Here is a 21,010-nt window from a genome sequence, read left to right on the forward strand (position 1 = left end):
GGGCCCCGGTACGGCGCCTCGGCCATCCGGCGCTGTGTGATGAGGACACGCGGGACACGCAGCAGGTGGGCTGACCCGACCGCACCGGGCACAGGATGTCGGGTCCGGCACAGTGGGACTTCCCTAGCGTGGAGATCAGTAAGGGAAGGACGGCCAGGAGTGCTGGAGCGGCTGAATGAGGCCATGGACTACGTCGAGGACCACCTCGGTGAGTCCATCGAAACGGCCGAGCTGGCCCGTATCGCCATGACGTCGGAGTATCACTTCCGGCGGATGTTCTCCGCGCTGGCGGGCATCCCGCTCTCCGAGTACGTCCGCCGTCGGCGGCTGACGCTCGCCGGGGCGGAAGTGCTCGCCGGGGAGCGGACGCTGCTCGACGTCGCGGTGCGGTACGGGTACAGCTCGGGCGAGGCGTTCGCGCGTGCCTTTCGCGTCGTGCACGGGGTCGGTCCCGGCGAGGCGCGGCGGACGGGCGCGGCGCTGCACTCCCAGCCGCGGATGTCCTTCCGGCTGATCGTCGAAGGGAGCAGCAGCATGCGGTACCGGGTAGTGGAGAAGGACGGGTTCAGGCTCGTGGGCAGGGGGACACAGGTCCCGTTGGTCTACGAGGGGATGAATCCGGCCATCGTGGAGTTCGTCAAGAGTATCGGCAAGGAGACGCTGGGGCGCTGGGAGGAGTATGCGGCGGGGGAGCCCGGCGGTGTCGTGGCCGCCGTCAGCAACCACTCCGCGGAGGACGCGGAAGGCACCGAACTCGACTATTTCCACGGGGTGGTGAGCGACGCGGCGGTGCCCGGGGCTTCGGAGAGCCTCGACGTCGAGCCGGGGACGTGGGCGGTGTTCGAGTCCTCGGGAGAGTTCCCGCTGGCGGTCCAGTACCTCTGGCGGGATGTGTACACGCAGTGGTTCCCGTCGAACCCGTACCGGAGCCGGCCGGGTCCGTCGCTCTCGCGCACGCGCGTGTCCGAGGACGGTACGCACGCGGACGCGGAGCTGTGGATTCCGGTGGAGCGGGTCGGCGGCTGAAGCCCGGCGCCGGGTAAACCCCGGCGCCGGCTACGGCTTGCGCAGCACCCGCCGTCTTCGTGGAGCCGCTCGTTCTGCTCACGGCTCTGCTGTGGATTGCGGTTCGGCCGGGACATGAGGTGGGGCCGTGCGGGTTCTTCGAGCGTGATCGAGAGGCACATCCGCACGGCCTTGTCTCATCCGTCGCTCTGCGGTCTGTCGCGCCGGCATCTCGGCGCGTTCAAAGTGCTCAGGAACCACGCTCATAGCCGCCATTCCCATGCACCCGATGGCCTCCACAGGTCCCGGACCACCATGTCAAGCTTGCTGTGATCCGGGCATGCAAGTCGCTCCTGACCGGATCAGCTCCGGCCAGCAGCACGCTTGGTGTTGCCGACACATCCGGCGGAAGACGTCAGCCGTCTGTCCTGGCTACGCCGACCCGGCAGGACACACTGGTGCCGCCGCACCTCCCTGACGAGATCAGTGCTTCGCCACGGGAGCCGAAAGACATCGGCAACACGCCACGCGGTTCATCGGACGACGCGAGGACTACGGCGAGATCCACCTGGGCGTGGCCGGCCTGGTCTCCGACCGCGCCGCCGCGCGATGGCCCGCTGAGCAACCCGCCCAGCGGAACACCAGGCTGGTAAACCCGATATCAATCGCGTGGCGCGCGGCACCCCGTAAGCCGCTGTCAGCCCGGCCGCTCCCGTGCAATGACCAGGTGCGTGACACTCCGGTCCGCCCGGAGGACGACGGGTAGGGCTGCATTCCAGCCACCGGGACTGAGCCCTGGCAATACCTGGCACCGTGATCACCTAGTGGTGGTTTTCGCAGATCAGTCCGCTTTGCGGAGGGGCAGCTTCCTGTAGCGCATCGAACATTTGATCGAAACCTATTGCGCAGCTGGCCCATGAGCTCCTACATTCCGCGCATCGATCTTCACGATCGTTGTCTTCTGTTAACGGGTCTGGGGAGGCCCGGAGGGGTGGGGTGGGCTGTGTCTTCGTATCCGCATGCCGTCAGACGCCGTGTGGCGGCGCTCGCGGCGTCGGTGTTGACGGCTGGGCTGCTGACGTCTCCGGCATACGCTGCTGTGAAGGCGGCTCCAGCGGACGCGGGGGCGCTTGCGACGCAGGTCGAGCGTTCCGCTTCTGTACTCGCGGCCGAGTCCGGAGAGCCGGTCGAGGTCGTGTCGGAGCGCACGCCGTATTCGCTCACGATGGCCAACCCGGATGGGACGTTCACTCTCACGCAGTCGACCACTCCACAGCGGGCGAAGGGTGAGGACGGTTCGTGGCAGCCGATCGACACCACACTTGAGCGGCGTGCGAACGGCACCATCGGCCCCAAGTCCGCCGTTGTGGACCTGTCCTTCTCCGGTGGTGGGAGCGGTTCCAGGCTGATCCGTATCGCGAGCGCTCAGGGCGCGGTTGAGCTCGGCTGGCCCGAGGCACTTCCCGAGCCGGCACTCAGCGGCCCGACCGCCACGTACTCGGAGGTTTTCGAGGGTGTCGACCTCCAGCTGACGGCGACGGCCGAGGGCTACCGCGAGGTACTGCTCGTCAAGTCGGCCCAGGCGGCAGCGAATCCGGAGCTGAACGAGATCAAGCTCTCCGTCATGGGTGACGGCCTGACCCTCAGGCCGGGTGCCGGTGGCGGTCTGCGCGCCCTCGACGGTGATGGCAATGCCGTGTTCACCGGTCCGGCGGGGCAGATGTGGGACTCGGCCGGCGACGAAGAGGGCACTCAGTCGCAACTGATGCGTACCGCAGTCGCCGAGTCGGAACCGGCCGGCGGCGACCCGTCCCAGCCGGGCAAGGGCGATGCCAGCGCTGAGCTGCCTGTCGAGGTGAGCGGCGACGCTGTGACGATCAAACCGGACACCGAACTGCTCCGCGGCGCGGAGACGGTCTATCCGGTCTATATCGATCCGCCTCTCGGACTGGGTGCGTCGGAGCGATCGGTGATCTCTTCTGATGGCGACCGTTTCTGGCAATTCAGCGGCGACTACGGCGTCGGCCGCTGCTACCGCGTCGGACCGTGGTACTGCGACGCTGACCACACCAACCGCATGCTCTTCGAGTTTGCGCCGAGCGCGCTCGTCGGGAAGCACATCGTCGGTGCGACGTTCCGGGCGTTCGAGACCTGGTCGTTCTCGTGCACTGCGCACTGGGTCGATCTGTGGCGGACGAACAACATGTCCGAGGCGACACGCTGGCCCGGCCCGTCGAAGCTCGACCTGATGGGAGACGTCAATATCTCGGCCGGCCGTGGTGACAACTGTGCGCCCTCCCAGCCGGATGCATGGGTCGACTTCGTCGACAACGCGTCGGAGACCGACGAGAACCTGACTGCGACCGTGCGGAACTTCGCGGCAGGCAAGTTCTCCCGTCTCACCCTCATGCTCGCTGCCAAGGACGAGGGTGACGCGGACGCCTGGAAGCGCTTCGACGACAACGCCGAACTCCAGGTGTCCTATGTGCCGCGGCCTGGCGTCCCGTCCCATGTGGGGACACTTCCTGGCGACGGGGTCACGTACTACTGCAAGTCCTCGCAGGTCGATCCGCTGATCGTGACGCGCCAGGATCCGATGGTGCAGTCCGTGGTGCAGACGGAGGTGCAGCCGAAGTCGGGTGAGTTCACAGGTTCGCTGCGCACCTACATCACCGTCGACCGTGTCGAGAACGGGAAGTGGGTGGCCTCCTGGGCGGCGACGCTGCCGAGTGTGGGTTACCACCCGGACGGCACGGCGGAGCGGATGCGGATGAATCCGCGGGCGGACAACACGCTGTACCGGATGCGGGCGCTCACCAACTCGTTCTGGACGACCGGGGGCGTGACGTCGAGCATTCCGTCGGCCTGGTCGCCGTACTGCTACTTCAAGATCGACGCGACCGCACCGAAGGAGCCGCAGATCCGGACCACCGGCATCTACTCGGAGTGCACGGCCACGGTCTGTGAGGGCGCCGGGGGGCCGGGCCTGGCCGGAGAGTTCGCGCTCTCACCGAATGCCGGGGACACGGACATCACCGGTTACCGCTGGCGCCTTATCGGCGACGTATCGACGCACGTGGAGTCCGGCGCGGCGGTGACGATCAGGCCGATCCCGCCAATGTCGGGCACCCAGACGCTGACAGCGGAGGCCAAGGATGTACTCAACCGCTGGGGTCCGCCGGCGGAGTTCGCTTTCAAGGTTGCCTCGGCACACGGACCGGTCGGTCGCTGGCACTTCGCGGACGGCACGCCCGGCTCGTCGGTGACGACGGCGGAAGACAGCGCAACCGGCGGGATCCGCCATCCGGCGACGCTGCATCCGGTGGCGGGCAACAAAGCGGCGACATGGTCGTCCATGGCCCGTCGCGGCACGGATGACTACTCACTCGCGCTGAACGATGACGTCATCGATGCTGCCCAGCAGATCGGGTACGCCGACACAGCCTCACCGCCGCTCAACACCATGGAGTCGTTCACGGTCTCGGCATGGGCGCTGCTGACGGATACGACGAAGAACCGCGTGGTGATTTCTGCTCCCGGCACGTACGGGTCCGCGTTCCAGCTCTCCTACTCAGCGTCCGCGAAGAAGTGGGTCTTCGGCCGTGTCGCAGCGGATGTGACGAGTCCCGTGTACGTGAATGCGTCGGCGGCTGTGGCGAACCCGCCCGTAGGGGTCTGGACGCATCTGGCAGGCGTCTTCGACAGCAAGGGCGATGACGACGACAAGAACGACACCATCCAGCTCTTCGTCAACGGCCGTCCGCAAGGGGACCCGGTCGTACTGCATGCCGTGAACGCGAACTACTCGCCGACCGCGTCAGCGGGAGGCATGATGTTCGGCCGGTCGAGGGCCGGAGAGTATTTCTCCGGGCGCGTCGACGAAGTCATCGTGTGGCAGCGTGCCCTGACCTCGGACGAGGTACGTCAGGACAGCGCCCTGACGGAGGACGGCGTACCGGCGACCGAGTTGGTCGGCCACTGGGACGCCACCGCAGCCACGACCGCCACATTGTCCGAACTGACCCCGTACACAGCGGACAACATGACCGGTTCCGCCGGCGGCACCGCTCCGGATCCCGAGAGCGATGCTCTGGTCTTCGACGGCGAGTCGGGGGCCATGACCACACAGGGACCGGTTGTCGACGAGGCCGGGTCGTTCACGGTGACAGCGGCCGTACAGCTGGACAGCGCAAAGCTGGCGGCCAAGCCGGTCGGCTATCGGGCCCAGGTCTTCGGCCAGAAGACGGCAACAGGCTCGGAGTCCTCGTGGGCCATCTGGGTCGAGAAGGTCTCCGAAGGCGGCTACATGTGGCGCTTCGGCCGCACTGCGACAGACACCAACGGCACCGTGACCGATTCGTCGTCGGTGCCGTCCAGCGAACCAGCTGAAACGGACACCTGGGTGCAGGTGACCGGCGTCTTCAACGCAGCCGAAGCCACGGACGACGGGTACGGCAGCACGCATCTCTACGTGACTGAGACCGAGCAGGATCAGCTCGACGGCTTTTCGTTCGATTCGGCTACTCAAGGCAGCGGGGAGCTGGCGGTCGGCCGCGGCTCTGCCAACGGGACCACGGGCCACTACCTGCCTGGTGCCATCGACGAAGTGCGGATCTGGACCGGGGCAATGACCGCTGAGCAGGTCGCCTCCAAGGTATTGGGCTCTCCCGGCGAGGAGTAGCCGCCCTACGAAGGTGAGTGGCGGCATCCCACAGAACAGCCGCCACTCGCACGCCAAGACGACATCCCCGACGTACGCCGCCTTCGCCGCGGCTCCACTCGAGAGCGGAAACCACGTTGTACCGGAGATCAAGAGGTAAGACAGCCGCCCGCCGGGTCGCGGCAATCGTCGGATTCTCCCTGTTGGCGGGGCTGCTGAGTCCGACCGCGATGGCAGCTGAGCCCGAGCCGTTGGGTCTGTCTCAGCCGAAGGCACCGCGCGCGGACAAGGTCGTCCCGTTCACCGGGAAGACAGACAAGAAGCGCGCCGAGGCAATGAGGAAGGGGGCGGCGAACGGACGCAAGGACGCCGCTCGGGCCCGCGCCGACCAGAGCAGGGAGGTGACCTGGCCGAAGGCCGGGAGCGCCACGCTCACTCTGCCGCCCACGGGTACGGCGAGCGCAGCCCCCGGTGCCCTGCCCGTCTCGCTGACCCGTCCTGCAGCCGTCAAGGGAGCCGCCGCGCCCAAGGCATCGTCCACTCTCATGGTCGACGTGCTCGACCAGAAGCGTGTCTCCGAACTCGGGGTCAAGGGCGTAGTCCTCACCGCCACCGCGCCGGCGGCCGGCGGTTCGGCGCAGCTGGGGATCAACTACAAGTCCTTTGCCTCTGCCTACGGAGGCGACTGGGCGGGCCGGCTCCAGCTCGTGCGCCTGCCGGATTGTGCTCTGACCGACCCGGCCGCGGCGAAGTGCCGTGCGCGAACGCCTCTGGAATTCACCAACCAGCGACAGGCGGAAAGGATGGACGCACGGCTGGAGTTCAAGCCGACGGTGAGTTCCCGGACTGCCTCCTCATCCGGGGCAGGTGCCACGGCAGCGGTTCAGACGATGGTGCTGGCGCTCGCGGCCGGTGACCAGTCGGCCTCCGGTGACTACAAGGCGACGCCCCTCTCATCGTCCTCGTCGTGGGAGGCCGGAGGTTCGTCGGGCTCGTTCACCTGGTCGTACCCGCTTCGTGTGCCTCCGTCGGCGGCTGGACCGAGGCCGGATCTGGGGATCTCCTACGACTCCGGGACGGTCGACGGCCGCACGGCATCGACGAACAACCAGGGCAGCCTGATCGGCGAGGGCTTCGACATCACCTCGTCCTATATCGAGCGCAAGTACGGGACGTGTGACGACGACGGCCAGGCAGACAAGTTCGACCTGTGCTGGAAGTACGACAATGCCTCGCTCGTGCTGAACGGGAAGTCCACTGAGCTCGTCAAGGACGACACCAGTGGCAAGTGGAGGCTGAAGAACGACGACGCCTCCACCGTCGAGCGATCCACTGGTGCCGACAACGGCGACGACGACGGCGAGCACTGGACAGTCACCACGGGCAACGGTACCCAGTACGTCTTCGGCCTCAACAAGCTGGACGGTGCGGGAGCCGATGACCGCACCAAGTCCGTCTGGACCGTGCCGGTCTTCGGCGACGACTCCGGTGAGCCTGGCTACGCCGACGGCACCACCTTCTCGGGCCGTGCCAAGGAACAGGCGTGGCGATGGAACCTCGACTACGTTGTCGACACACATGGCAACGCCATGTCGTACTGGTACGAGGCGGAGACCAACAACTACGACCAGCTCGGTGACGACACCACCGGAACGCCGTACACCCGTGGCGGCTACCTGAAGGAGATCCGCTACGGCCAGCGTGCAGGCGCTCTCTTCTCCGGCGCCCCTGCCGCCTCGAACAAGGTCGTCTTCTCCTACGCCGAACGATGCATCGCCACGGGTACCGGCTGTGACGAGCTGATCGAGGACTCCCGCGACAACTGGCCGGATGTGCCATTTGACGCGGTGTGCAAGGACGGCGACAAGTGCACCGGCAACGCCGGCCCGACCTTCTTCACACGCAAGCGGATGACCGCCGTCACCACTTACGCGTGGGACGCACTGGCCGCTACCCCCGCTTTCGTAGCGGTGGATGCCTGGGCCCTGAGCCAGACCTACCTCGACCCCGGCGACACCGGCGATTCCACCGACCAGTCCCTGTGGCTCGACTCGATCCGTCACACCGGCAAGCGCGGGACTGCCATCACCCTGGATCCGGTCACCTTCGACCACGTCTTCCTGGCGAACCGCGTCGACAACTCCACCGACGGCATCCTGCCCCTCTACAAGCCCCGCCTCTACACCGTCACTTCCGAAACCGGCGCGCAGACCATCGTCAACTACCTGCCGGCAGACTGCACCGCCGGCGAGACGATGCCGAAGGTCGACGAGAACACCCGCCGCTGCTACCCCGTCCACTGGAACCCGAACGGGAGCACGGAAGCAGTCCTGGACTGGTTCCACAAGTACCCCGTCCACACGGTTGACACCACCGACCCCAAGGGCGGATCAGAAGCCGTCCAGCACATCTACTCCTACTCCGGCGGCGGAGCCTGGCACTACAACGAGGACCCGTTCGTCAAGGAGAAGGAGCGGACCTGGTCCACCTGGCGCGGCTTCCAGCAGGTCAGCCACCTCACCGGTGCCCCCGGCAAGACCCAGTCCAAGACCGTCACCGTCTATCTGCGAGGAATGAACGGCGACCGGGTCCTGGGGACCGACGGAAAGACGCCGCACCCGACCAACCGCAAGTCCGTCACCGTCACCGGTATCAAAGCGCCTGCCGTCACCGACGCCGACTACTACGCCGGCTTCACCCGTGAATCAGTCACGTACAACGGTGCGACGGGGCCGGAGATCGGTGGCGCCGTCAACGACCCATGGGCCAAGCGAACGGCGACCCAGCACAAGTCGTACGCCGACATCGAGGCGCATTTCGTCCGCACCAACGGCACCCACGCCCGGACCAGTATCACGACGAGTCTTCCGGCACGCGATCGGATCCGCTCCACCGTGACAACGTTCGACGACTACGGCATGGCAGCCACAGTCGAGGACAGGGGCGACGACGGCATCACGGGTGACGAGAAGTGCACCCGCACCTGGTACGCCCGCAACGACGCACTCGGCATCAACAGCCTTGTCTCCCGCACGCGCACGGTCACCAAGCCCTGCGCCACCGCCGACAGCACACTGGATCTGCCCTCAGACGCCGGCCGCGCCGGTGATGTCATATCCGACACCGCCACCGCCTACGACACCACCACCACCACGTGGAGCGCATCCCAGGTGCCCACCAAGGGCGAGGCACGCTGGGCCGGCCGGGTCAAGGCGTACGGCACCGACGACCAGCCGCAGTGGCAGAAGGCAGCCACCACGACCTACGACGATCTCGGGCGAGTTCTCACGGTCAAGGACACCAACGACTCCACCACCGCCACGACGACGTACCTGCCTGCTGATGCCGGCCCGCTCACGAGCACCACGGTCGCCAACGCCAAGGGCCACACCAGCACCACGCTCGTGGACTTCGCCACCGGGGCTGCCCGGAAGGCCACCGATCCCAACGGCGAGATCACCGAGAGCGAGTACGACGCCCTCGGCCGTGTCACCAAGGTGTGGCTGCCCGGTCAGTCGACATCGATCAACGAGCCGCCCAACTACGTCTACGCCTACAGCGTCACCGCCTCCGACCTGCCCTGGGTATCCACCGGCACCCTCAGAGGCAGCGGAGCGGGCTACAACACCACGTATCAGATCTACGACTCACAGCTGCGGCCCCGCCAGACCCAGAGTCCGTCGCCCATGGGCGGAAGCGTGATCTCCCAGACGCTGTACGACGGAAGGGGCCTGGCCGTCTCGGCCCAGGCCGACATCTGGGCCGAATCCACAGAACCGTCGGGAAGCATCGTCGAGACGGCCTCGGGTCAGGCGCCCGTTCAGACCGACTCGATCCACGACGGCGCCGCGCGAGCGGTGCAGGCAACGACCAAGCACTACAACGTCGTCCGCTGGACCACCGAAACCAGCTATACCGGCGATACGGTCACCAGCACTGCCCCTGCCGGCGGCCAGGCGACAGCTGTCGTCACAAACGCCCTCGGTCAGACCACCGAGCGCCGCGAGTACGGCGGCCCGCAGCCGATCGGCACCGACTACACCACAACCGCGTACACCTACACCCCGGCCGGCCAGCAGGCCACTGTGACCGGTCCGGACAACGCGAAGTGGACCTACGGATACGACCTCTTCGGACGCACGACCACGACTGCCGACCCTGACAAGGGCAGCAGCACCACCGAGTACAACGAGCTCGACCAGGCCGTCGCCGCGACGGATGCGCGCGGCAAGAAGCTGGTGTCCGAGTACGACGTCCTCGGCCGCAAGACCGGTCTGTGGGACGGAACCAAGACGGACGCCACCAAACTCGCGGCCTGGACCTTCGACACCCTGGAGAAGGGACAGCAGGACACCGCTGTCCGCTACGACGGCGGCGTGGCGGGCAAGGCATACACGAGCAAAGTCACCAAGTACGACAACCAGTACAGGGTGACAGCCGGCTCCCTGACACTGCCCGACAGTGAGCCACTGGTCACAGCCGGAGTCCCCAAGACGCTGGCCTTCACCACTGCCTACAACCCCGACGGCACCGTCAAGCAGACCGGAAGCCCTGCTGCGGCCGGACTCCCGTCCGAGATCGTCTCCAACACCTACGGAACACTGGGCCAGCAGCAGACAGCCAAGGGCACGACCGGCTATCTCCAGAGCGCGGTGTACTCGCCGCTCGGCGACCTCCGTCAGATCACTCTCGGTACCGACTCCACCTCAACGGCCAACAAGGCACAGGTCAACTACGACTACGAGGCCGGCACCCGACGCCTCACCCGCTCCTACGTCACCGACACGGTGCACAGCTACATGCTGCAGGAACTCAAGTTCACGCAGGACGACGCGGGTAACGTCACGTCGATCTTCGACGCCACCACCCAGGGCGGCGCCAGCAAGCCCGACTACCAGTGCTTCACCTACGACGGCCACCGCCGCGTCACCGAGGCCTGGACCCCGAAGACCGCCGACTGCGCGGCATCCGGGCGGACGGTGACAAACCTCGACGGCGCCGCGCCCTACTGGACCAGCTACACGTACACGGCCTCCGGCCAGCGCAAGACCGAGACCCAGCACACTGGTTCCGGAAGCCAGGCCACCACGTACAACTACGGCACGCCTGACAACCAGCCCCACCCGCTGGCCAGCACCACGGGCGCCAAGGCCGCCACCTACACCTACGACAAGACGGGCAACACCACCAGCCGCCCAGGCACCCAGGCGCAGCAGACCCTGACCTGGAACTCCGAGGGCAAGCTCGTCGGCACCTCCGAGCCCGCCGCGGGCGGAAAGCCCGCGACCGGCACGAGCTACCTGTACGGCGCGGACGGCGAGCTCCTCATCCGCCGCAACACCACCGCAGACGGTGACACGGTCCTCTACCTCGGTGGCACGGAGGTCCGCCTCACCACCAAGGGCACCGCCAAGACCCTCTCCGGCACCCGCTACTACACGGCCGCCGGCCAGACGATCGCGGTCCGTACGGCGACGGTGGGCGTCACCGGCACGAAACTCAACTTCCTTGCCGGAGATCACCACGGCACGTCGAGCCTGGCGATCGACGCCACGACCCTCGCGCCGACCAAGCGCTACACGGCCCCGTTCGGCGCCCCGCGCGGCACCGCCGCCGCGTGGCCGGACGACAAGGCCTTCCTGGGCAAGCCGGCCGACACGACGACCGGCCTGACGCATATCGGGGCGCGCGAATACGACCCCAGTATTGGCCAGTTCATCAGCGTCGACCCGCTGCTGTCCCTCGACCAGCACCAGTCGCTGAACGGCTACAGCTACGCCAACCAGCACCCGGCGACGGCTGCAGACCCGACAGGACTCAAGGAAGACGACGGCTCCGGCGGCCGCGGCCCGACGTTCTACGAAGACGCCCAGTGGGGCACCTGTCCGCCCGGCAGCAGCTGCGGGACCGGCGTTTCCAGCGACCCCGGAGGCGGAGGCGAGGACGGCGGCGGCACCGCAAGTGGCGGTGATGGCGGTGGAGCCAGTGATGAGAATTGTGCTTGGTACAGCAGCTGTGGCTTGGGCGAAGCCTGGGATGCCACGACCGACTGGGTCGTGGAAAACAAGGCGACTATCGCCCAGGTAGTCACCGAAGTCGTGGTCGGCGGACTCTGTATTGGCGCGGCGGCCGGAGCCGGGCTTGCAACCGGAGGCGTTGGCTTCGCTGCCGCGGCTGGATGCGGTGCCCTTGCGGGAGCAGCAGGTGCAGCCGTAGGAAATGCGTTCAACGAGAACGCTGACCACAGCACGGCCGGAATACTCAACGACATGGCCGAGGGGGCCATTTGGGGTGCTGCAGGGGCCGTACTGGGTGCCGGCCTCGGGAAGATCATTGCTAAGTGCCATAGCTTCCTGCCGGGAACAGGTGTCCTGCTCGCCGATGGCACGCACAAAGTCATTGAGGATGTCGAAGTTGGTGACATTGTCGTCACGACAGACACGGAGACCGGTGAAACCACGCAGAAGAAGGTCGCTGAGACGATCACTACGGAGTACGACAAGGACTTCACAGAGATCGTCATATCCGTAGACGGCAAGGACTCCAGCATCGTAGCTACGGACACCCACCCGTTCTGGGTGCCCGATCTCAAGGAATGGGTGAAGGCTGGTGACCTCCGAGTCGGGCAGCTGCTTCGCACCAGCGCCGGGACCCACGTACAGATCACCGAAGTCAGCCACTACACCAAGCACCAGCGCACGCACGACCTCACCATCGCCGACATCCACGCGTACTATGTGCTGGCGGGGGACACGCCGGTCCTCGTTCACAACTGTGGCGACGCTGAACTTCAGAGTGAGCTGACCCAGCTCGGTAAAGCTCGGATCGAAGAGGTCAAGGCCAGCCTTTCTGAAGGTGAAATCCTGCCGGGCGCGTTCAGCGTAGGGCGTGACCGAACCACCGGAATAACTTACTACGGTGAGAGCGGACCGGCCACTGGGCATCACAGTGGTGTGACCTCCCGGCTGCCTAGAGAATCCCAGCTTCCCAACGGTCGCCCGCCAGGCGTGTGCGCAGAAGCACGCATGTGCACTAACGCCCTGAATGGTGGAGCGTCGTTGGGGAACCTAGATATCATCACCCTCAACCAAAAGGGAAAGAAGTTCAAAATGTGCCCCAACTGTCAAGTATGGGTGCCGGACGCGGTCAGGAGTGTGCTCACCGGATGAGCGGATACGATGACGCTTCCCGGCGACAGAGATTGCGTGACGCCTTCCCCGGCGCAACCCGAGTAGACGTTGGGTCAGCTTCTATCGATCATGTGTCCAGGCTCTACGAAGTGGCTGGTTATGGCGTAGGGGTAGAATTGCGCGGATTTCTCGAAGAGTATCGAGAGCTCTCCGTTTCGTGGATGTATCGCGAGATGGAGGTTGGTGTGCAAATTGACGCAGAAGAAGCCCTTTCTTTCTATCCCGGCAACATCCGCATATTTTCTCAGAGAGTGGGGCGTCCTCTGGTCCCCGTTGGCTCCGCGTTCGCGACCGAAGAAGTGGTGCTGATCGCGAGCGATGGAGACGTATTTCTCGCTGGAGATGCCGGAATGCAGTACGTTGGGAACGGATTTATGCAGTCTATGCAGGCTCTGATTTCTGGAACTTGGGACAAGACCTTCTTCTGAAGGGCGTAGTCTCAATCCTGCATGAGGGTGCGACGGTTTGAAGGTCTGCCGGAATTGACCCTCACGCTGAAGCAAGCCGCCGATTATTGCCGTGGTGTTGCGTCAGCCGCCTGATGCTGAACAGGAATGGAAAGCGAGCGGCCCCACCGGTTTCTGGTGGGGCCGCTCGTCTGTGCTGGGGGCGTCTGTCGGGACTGCGCCGGTACTCGTTCACAACTGCGGTACCACTCCGCCCGTCGAAGGTCGCTGTGTCAACCAGGTTGATTTCTGGGACCATGAGGATGGTCAAGTGCAATTTGCGGCGACCGGATTTCTTGACTTCCTGGCGCATGAGGGACTGCGCGTAGGGAGATAGGCCACCAAGGCCCCAGCGCGTTCAGCAGCGGCACCAGCAGCCCTCCGCCGAATTCACGGCGGGGGCTGCTGGGCTGTTTGACGGCAACGCTGACGGCGACGTCAGCGGACGACAGTTGCGGTGGGTGGGTCGTCAGGTCGTCATCGGTGGGGCTGAGGGCGTCGCCGAGGATGGCGATGGCTTGGCGTTGGAGACGGAGGCGTACGTGGGCGTAGACGCCGGCGGTGACGCCGATGTGAGGAGCAGAGTGGCCGTCGAGTGTCGGGAGGTCGTGGAAACGGATGGTCCGGAGCTGCGCGCCGTGGAGGAGTCGGCGCAAGCGGCGGGTGAGGTTGGTGGGGTCGAGCGGTCTATCGGTGGGGGTGGTGAAGACGAGCCCGTTGTCCGTCCAGCTCGTTCCGGCCGCCTGACGCTCTTCCTGCTGTCGTTCCTGGTGGATCTTGAGGGAGCTGATGCAATCGGTGGGGAGGGCGATGCGGCGTTCGGAAGTGAGCGTCTTGGTGTGCAGGACGGTCAGGCCCTGGGTGCGGGAGCGCTGGAGGGAGCGGTGGATGGTGGCGGTGCCGCCGTCCAGATCGAGATCTTCCCAGTGGAGGCCGGGGAGTTCGCCCTTGCGGAGTCCGGTGCGCAGGGCGAGTTCGTACAGGGCGTGCAGACGATCGTTGGCGGCCGCCTGGAGGAACTGTCGGGCCTCGGTGGTGGTGAGGGGCTGGAAGCGTCTGGGGCGGGGTGTGGTCATCTTGACGTTACGGGCGACGTTGCGTGGGAGTTCGTCCTCGCGGACGGCGTGTTCCAGGCGGACTTGAGGACCGCGTGGACGTAGGTCACGGTCAGCGGTGAGAGACGCTCTTCGCAGCACTGGCCGATGGCGCAGCAGGATCGCCGGTTCGTGTCCCGTTCCTGGGTGCAGCACTGGCAGGTGGTGCGGAGTCTGTCGAGGAAGGTACGGACGTCGCGGGAGGGGAGCCGGCGAGCTTCTTGACACCGAGGCCGGGGACGAGGTGGAGGCGGGCGCAGGCGGCGTAGCAGGTGTGGGTGTTCTCGCGGAGATGGTGGACGGCGACGTTCTCCAGCCAGTACGTCAGGTATGCGCTGACGCTGCCCTGCGCGGACGGAAGGGGAACGTCCCGGTGCTGGAGACGATCTTCTCGGTGAGTTGGCCAAGGCCTCCTTGCGAGTGGTGCCGTAAACACGGACGCGCTAGCGGGTGTTGCCCGAGTCGAGGACGTATCCGGCGGCTTCCCAACGGCCGTCCTTGCGCTGGTAGATGGTGCCCTCGCCGTTGGCACGGGCCTTCTTGCGCTTGGGGCCGGTCATCGGGCGGCCTCTTCCAGGCGGCGCTGGACGTGCCTTTCCGGTACGCCTCGCGGGAGAAGTCCGCGGTGGCGGCCTGGGCGGGGGAGTGGGTGTAGATCGCCGAGAGGTACTGGGTGCCGACGTTGTTGCCCTGGCGGAAGCCCTGGGTGGGATGGTGGGACTCCCAGACGACCTTCAGGAACTCCTCGTAGGAGACGACCGCGGGTCGAAGACGACGCGGACGGCCTCCGTGCGGCCGGTCTGGCGGGAGCAGACTTCGTCGTAGGTGGCGTTCGGGATGATGCCGCCCTGGTAGCCGACCAGGGTTGCCCAGACGCCAGGGGTCTGCCCGAACTTGCGCTCGGCGCCCGAGAAGCATTCCAGGCCGAAGTCGGCCGTCTCCGGGCTCGTTTGGCGGCCGCCGAGGGCCTGCTCGGGGGTGGGGAGTTCGGGGAGGCGGCGTGACAGGAACATGCGGTGCTCCCCGGCGTGAGGGTGCGTACGCAGGAACGTACGGACCCGGCCGGGTCTCCGTGCGCGACAGCAGCCTGTCCCGCCGCGTCAGCCCGCCTTGCGGACGGTCAGCTCGCGTGCCGCCACGTACTTCTCGACCGGGTCCGGGAAGTAGAACCACGGGAACGCCCCCGCGTAGCCGTCCACGACGCGGAACTGCTGCAGCGCCTCCGGGTAGCGCTTGAGCCGTACCAGGTACCAGGTGAGCAGCAGGCGCACCTCACGCAGTCGCGGGTGGTCCGGGTCGGCCGTCGCTACGTCGGCCGCCAGGGCGTCGACGAGGGTGGACACCTCCGGTGTGTTGAAGCCGCGTGAGGTGTGGCCGAAAGCCTCGTGCTCGTAGTAACAGATCAGCGGGAAGGCGTGGAAGAGGCTGCCGAGCGGCGCGGACGCGGCCGCGTGTGCCGCGAAGTCGGTGGCCAGTTGCACCGAGCCGCGCCACTTCTGGCACCAGTACTGGAGAGCGTGGTAGTGGGCCTCGTAGTGGTACGGGGCGCGGGCGGTGATACGGGCGAAGAGCGCACGCATCTCGTCGTGCGGACGGCCGAGGGCGATCCCGACCCAGATGTCGATGATCGCGGGCGTCGGGTCGTCGTCCGGGGCCGACTCGGCGGCCCGTGCCACGTCGGCGCGGGCCTGGAACATCAGCCGGTGGAAGCCGTCGAACTGCTCCTGGGTGGTGTCCTTGGCCCGCGCGGCGCCGCGGACCTGTCCGGCGAGGGTGACGGTGCTCTCGGCGCGTACGGCGGCGGCGTCCGGGTCGTCCGGGCGCGCCTTCTCCCAGGTCAGGAGCCAGGGGTCCTCGTCGGCGGCGACGCGGCCCAGCGCGGCGACGTACTGGGAGCGGCGCTGCCAGTCCTTGCCCGTGGCGGCGAGGAGCGCGGCGGCCGGTTCCCAGCCGCCCGTGCGGGCCGTCTCCAGGGCGGTGGTGAGTTCGGGTGCGCGCGGGCCGGCGAGTTTGCCGTCGACCGCCTCCTTGGGCAGGAAGCCGAGTTCGACGGCGCGCGTGTCCGTGACCGGGTCGGCGGTCGCGGGCGCCGTGGCCCGGGAACCGGTGCCGCGGCGGTTCTTCACCCAGAAGTACACGGCGATGGCGATGACGATGAGCGGGAGCAGGCGGGGCATGGATCCGTCCTCCGGAGGACTGGGAAGGGACGAGCTGGTGGCGAGCGGGTCGGCGGGGGCGCGCGGGGCCGGCGATGTCAGTCGCTGGTCGCCGCCCCCGTCGTCCCCGCGGCCTCCGCCGCCCCCGCCACCGCGATGTCCCGCCGCCCGCAGTAGTACTCCGCCGCATCGCTGCGGTACCGCCACGGCAGCGCGCCGACGTAGCCGTCGACCAGCCGGAACTGCTCCACCGACGCCTCGTAGCGGTCCTGGAGCAGCAGGTAGTACGCCAGCAGGTGCCGCGCCTCCGCCAGACGCGGGTGGTCCGGGTCGGCCGCCGCCGTGTCGGCGAGGGCCGCGTCGACGATGGCGTGCATCTCGGGGGTGGTGTCCGCGGCCGTGTCGTCGGACTCGTCGTGCTCGTAGTGGGCGATGAGCGGGAGCACCTTCAGGAGACTGCCCAGGGGCGCCCCGGCCGCCGCGCGGGCGGCGAAGTCGCGGGCGAGCTTCTCCGAGCCGCGCCACTTGGCGCACCAGTACTGCATGGCCGAGTAGTGCGCCTCGTAGAGGTGCGGGGCGCGGGCGGTGAGCTCCGACCAGATGCGGTCCATGGCGGCGTGCGGGTAGCCGAGGCCGAGCGCGGTCCAGATCTCGCTGATGTACGGGGTCGGGTCGTCCGGGTTGAGCGCCGCCGCGCGGGCGTTCTCCTCGCGGGAGCGGGCCAGGGTGCGGTGGAAGCCGTCGAACTGCTCGCCCGCCGTGTACTGGGCGCGCTTCCCGCCGCGGATCCGCCATGCCAGGAACACGGTGCTGCGGGCGCGTACGACCGCCGCGTCCGGGTCGTCCGGGCGCGCGGCCTCCCAGGCGAGCAGCCAGGTGTCCTCCTCGGCGGCGTACTCGGCGAGGCGCCCGCACACGAACGCCCGGAATGCCCAGTTCCGGCCGATCTCCTCCAGGAGGGCGGCGGCCGGTTTCCAGTCGCCCGTCCGGGCCGCGGAAACGGCGGCCGTGACCGCGGCCGGCTCCGGGGAGGCCAGCTTGGTGTTCTGCCGCTCGGGCGGCAGCAGCCCGAGGGCGGCCGCCGCTTCCGGCAGTTCGTACGATCCGTCGCCGTGCATGCCCTCGCGCCAGCCTTCGACGACGGCGGGGACGATGACCTTCAGAAGCCAGATGCCGAGCGCCAGCAGCCCGAGCGCGATGGGGGTGAGGACCACCCAGAGAACGGTCGTCACGGATCAGCCCTCCCGGACCGGCGAGAGCAGGGCGCGCAGCGGCGCGGTGTCGGGGGTGTCGGCGATCGCCGCGTCGACGGCCGCTTCCAGGTCCGCCTCCGTGCCGTCGGGGTTCTTCGGCAGGTGCACGGTGGCCGCATCGGACCACGAGAACTCCCAGCCGAGCCGGTCGTGCGCACCCAGTTCCGCGAGGGCCATGCTGCTCACTCCCTTGCGCAGCGAGGGGCGTACGAACTCGCGGAAGACGCGCCCGCTCGCGGCCGCCGCCTCGTCGGACAGCGGCAGCCGCTGCGCCAGCTGCCACAGGTGCCCGTCGTCGATCACCTTCAGCAGCGCGGGCAGCGTCGGGTGCTCCTTCGTGTACATCGCGAGCGCCCGGTGCACGGGCGTGTCCAGCGTGCTCAGCTGGGCCGACATCGAACCGTCCAGCAGCTCCTGCCAGCCGGCGGTGCGCCGGAAGGCGAGCACCCCCGGGAGGAGAACGGCCTCTTCGAGAGCGACGAGGGTGCGCTCCGGGTCGGTGAGCAGGCCGAGCGCCGCGCCCCGCGCCTCGTCGGTGCGGCCGTCGTCGGGCAGCTCCTCGATCCGGCGTACGCGGTCGGCGATGGGCGGGTGCGAGTCGTACGGCGAGGCCGGCTCGGTCGGCAGCTCGGAGCGCATCGGCATCAGTTCGAGCTCGCGCGCGCTCAGCATCCGGCCGAAGCCGCCGAACACCTCGCCGCGCGGCGGCAGCAGCCGCGCCCCGGCGCCCAGCGTCGCGTAGCGGTCCATGTAGAAGCCGTGGGCGGCGTCGAGTGCCGGGATCTCGCGGAGCGCGGCGGCCGTGGCGTCGCGGCCCGCGATCCGGGCGGCCGCGGCGTCGGCGGCGTACTCCTGGCGGCGGGAGGCGGCGCGGGTGGCGCGGAAGAAGAACTTCGCGTACGCCGTGTAGATCTTCGCCATCGTCCGGTAGGTGATCCCGGCCGTGCCCGTGTCGACCTCCTTGGCCTTCCTGCCCTTGGCGGTCGCCTTCGCGTTCTTCTTCTCCTGGCGCTCCTGCTCCTTGGCGCGCGACGTGTCCGACCGCTCCTCGAAGTGGGCGATGGTGCGCATCACCTGGGTGCGGCCGCGCCAGGTGAGCGCCGCGAGGCGGGTGTCGGAGTTGGAGAAGTGGCCCAGCTCATGGGCGAGTACGGCCTTCAGCTGGCCCTCGCTGAGGCCCTGCATCAGCGGCAGGCCCAGGTAGAGGCGGCGGCGGCCGGGCAACAGGCCGAGGAAGCGGGCGTTCTCCGTCACGGCCGCGTTCACGTCGGCGGTGAGCACGATCTCGGCCGGCGCGCGGGTGCCCACCTGGTCGGCGAGCTCGCGGACCGTCGCCCACAGCCGTGGTTCGTCGGTCTCGGTGACGCCGAGCCCGGCCAGGCCGTCGTCCTTCGGGGCCCGGAGCATGAACATGCCGCGGACGATGGGGACGGCGAGCACGACGCTGACGACGTAGAGCTTCAGATAGACGCTGCCGGGGGTCCAGAGCGTCGCGGCCCAGTCGATCGCGGCGAGCAGGGCGAGCATGAGGACGCCGAGCAGATAGAAGCCGGCGAGCAGGACGACGGCGCGGAAGGCGCGCAGAGTGGTGCCCATCGGGCGGTTCCCCCCACGGGAAAGCGGACATGGCGAGTTCGCGCGTGTGCGTGTGTGTACGTGAGCGCGCGTGTGTGGGGGGACGGTGAGTATCGCGCGACGAAGTCGCAGGTGGCAAGGCGGTTCGCAAGGCGCGGGGCGCCGGTGGCGAAGGCGCGTGCACGTGCGGGCGCGAGCATGCGGGGCCGTCCCGGCACCAGGTCGGGCAGTGGTTCCCGCTCGTTTACGGTCCCTATACTCAGGCGACATTTGCTCGACCAGCAGCTCGACGCAGCTTGACCAGCAGCTTGACGCAGCTCGACCAGCGCAGCTCGACCGACAGAGGGCGATCCGACTCCATGACCCAGCCGACGGCCACAGCACCGCCCTCCCGGCCCGCTCGTCTCGACTCCCTCACCGGACTGCGCTGGTGGGCCGCGTTCGCCGTCTTCGCGCACCACATGACGAACCTGGCACCGCTGCCGATCCACGACGTGGTCGGGTTCGGCAAGTACGGCGTGACGCTCTTCTTCGTCCTGTCGGGCTTCGTCCTGACCTGGTCGGCGCGACCCGGCGTCACGGCGCCCACGTTCTACTGGCGGCGCTTCGCCCGTATCTATCCGGCGCACTTCGTGGCGCTGCTGCTGGCGCTTCCGGTGTTCTACAGCTTCAGCCCCGACCCCGCCCAGGGGTGGGTCAAGCCGGTCAGCGTCGGCATCCTGCTGCTGTCGATTCCCCTGATCCAGGGCTGGTGGCGCGATCCGGTCCTGCTGTACTCGGGCAACCCGGCGGCATGGACGCTCACCTGCGAGTTCTTCTTCTACGCCCTCTTCCCGGCGCTGCACCGCGTCTTCCGGCGGCTGCGGGTCCGCGGGGCGCTGGTGGCCGCGGTGCTCGGCTTCGGCGCGGCCTTCGGATACCGCATCCTCGTGTGGTCCCACCCGGATTCCTGGGCGGCGACGCTACCGCTCCCGGTCGTGCGGCTGAGCGAGTTCGTCATCGGCATCGCCATCGCCCGCGCCATGCTCTCGGGCTGGCGAGTCCGCATCGCGCCGATCTGGGTCTTCCTGGGCTCCGCGGCCCTCGTCGGCTGGCTGACCACGACCGCCGACCGGCCTGCCGGCAGCACCTTCGCGGCCTTCGTCCGGGTCACCCAGGAAGAGTGGATCATCTTCGCCTGTGCGGCGATGATCGCGACCGTCGCCTGGCGCGACCTCACCGGCCGGCGCTCCCTGCTGCGCCGGCGCCCGCTGGTGCTGCTCGGCGAGTGGTCGTACGCCTTCTACCTCGTCCACGCGACCTTCGTGTACACCGCCCGCGATCTGTTCGGGAAGGAGACGGTGGCCTGGTCGAACCTCCAGTGGTACGCGGCCCTGCTCGCCGTCTCGCTCGCCGGGGCCGCCGCCCTGCACTACGCGGTGGAGCGCCCGCTGGAGCGCAGGCTGCGGCTGTGGTGGGACCGCCGCCGGACGGACGGGGCGGCGATTCCGGCGGCGCGGGCCGCGGAGTCGCGCCAGAGCGCCGGCGTCTGAGCGAAGGCCCCACGTCTGAGCGAAGGCCCCACGTCTGAGCGAAGGCCCCACGTCTGAGCGAAGGCCCGCCGCCACCCCCGGCCACCACCCCCGCGCCCC

General features: G+C 68.0%; 8 protein-coding genes and 2 pseudogenes. 5 read left to right on the forward strand and 5 right to left on the reverse strand.

Annotation, left to right across the window (positions count from 1 at the left end):
* Window positions 1-159: 159 nt before the first annotated feature.
* From KK483_RS22775 to KK483_RS22790, 4 genes are all read left to right on the forward strand, one after another.
* Window positions 160-1,026, forward strand: a complete 867-nt coding sequence (locus KK483_RS22775; RefSeq protein WP_262007066.1) for an AraC family transcriptional regulator — start codon at window positions 160-162, stop codon at window positions 1,024-1,026.
* Window positions 1,027-2,041: 1,015 nt separating this feature from the next.
* Window positions 2,042-5,686, forward strand: coding sequence for a LamG domain-containing protein (locus KK483_RS22780; protein WP_313879472.1), 3,645 nt, complete (start codon window positions 2,042-2,044; stop codon window positions 5,684-5,686).
* Between the two features lie 209 nt (window positions 5,687-5,895).
* Window positions 5,896-12,834, forward strand: a complete 6,939-nt coding sequence (locus KK483_RS22785) for a polymorphic toxin-type HINT domain-containing protein (RefSeq protein WP_262007067.1) — start codon at window positions 5,896-5,898, stop codon at window positions 12,832-12,834.
* Window positions 12,835-12,926: 92 nt separating this feature from the next.
* Complete coding sequence (locus tag KK483_RS22790; protein ID WP_262007068.1) at window positions 12,927-13,283, forward strand: SUKH-3 domain-containing protein; 357 nt, start codon at window positions 12,927-12,929, stop codon at window positions 13,281-13,283.
* Window positions 13,284-13,739: 456 nt separating this feature from the next.
* Here KK483_RS22790 and KK483_RS22795 read toward each other — a convergent pair.
* The 5 genes and pseudogenes from KK483_RS22795 to KK483_RS22815 form a co-directional block, all read right to left on the reverse strand.
* Window positions 13,740-14,955, reverse strand: a pseudogene (locus KK483_RS22795) (tyrosine-type recombinase/integrase).
* A 33-nt stretch (window positions 14,956-14,988) separates the two neighbouring features.
* Window positions 14,989-15,408: pseudogene (gene msrA, locus KK483_RS22800) on the reverse strand (peptide-methionine (S)-S-oxide reductase MsrA); the annotation flags it as partial.
* A gap of 87 nt (window positions 15,409-15,495) precedes the next feature.
* Window positions 15,496-16,572: a hypothetical protein gene (locus KK483_RS22805; RefSeq protein WP_262007069.1), complete on the reverse strand. Its 1,077-nt coding sequence runs from the start codon at window positions 16,570-16,572 to the stop codon at window positions 15,496-15,498.
* A 77-nt stretch (window positions 16,573-16,649) separates the two neighbouring features.
* Complete coding sequence (locus tag KK483_RS22810; protein ID WP_262007070.1) at window positions 16,650-17,783, reverse strand: hypothetical protein; 1,134 nt, start codon at window positions 17,781-17,783, stop codon at window positions 16,650-16,652.
* 3 nt (window positions 17,784-17,786) lie between these two features.
* Window positions 17,787-19,400: a M48 family metallopeptidase gene (locus KK483_RS22815; RefSeq protein WP_262007071.1), complete on the reverse strand. Its 1,614-nt coding sequence runs from the start codon at window positions 19,398-19,400 to the stop codon at window positions 17,787-17,789.
* Window positions 19,401-19,738: 338 nt separating this feature from the next.
* Between KK483_RS22815 and KK483_RS22820 the strand changes: the two genes are divergently transcribed.
* A complete protein-coding gene (locus KK483_RS22820; protein WP_262007072.1) occupies window positions 19,739-20,911 on the forward strand; it encodes an acyltransferase in 1,173 nt (390 codons plus the stop codon).
* Window positions 20,912-21,010: the final 99 nt, after the last annotated feature.

The organism is Streptomyces sp. FIT100 (genome assembly GCF_024584805.1).
In the GTDB taxonomy this organism is placed as follows: domain Bacteria; phylum Actinomycetota; class Actinomycetes; order Streptomycetales; family Streptomycetaceae; genus Streptomyces.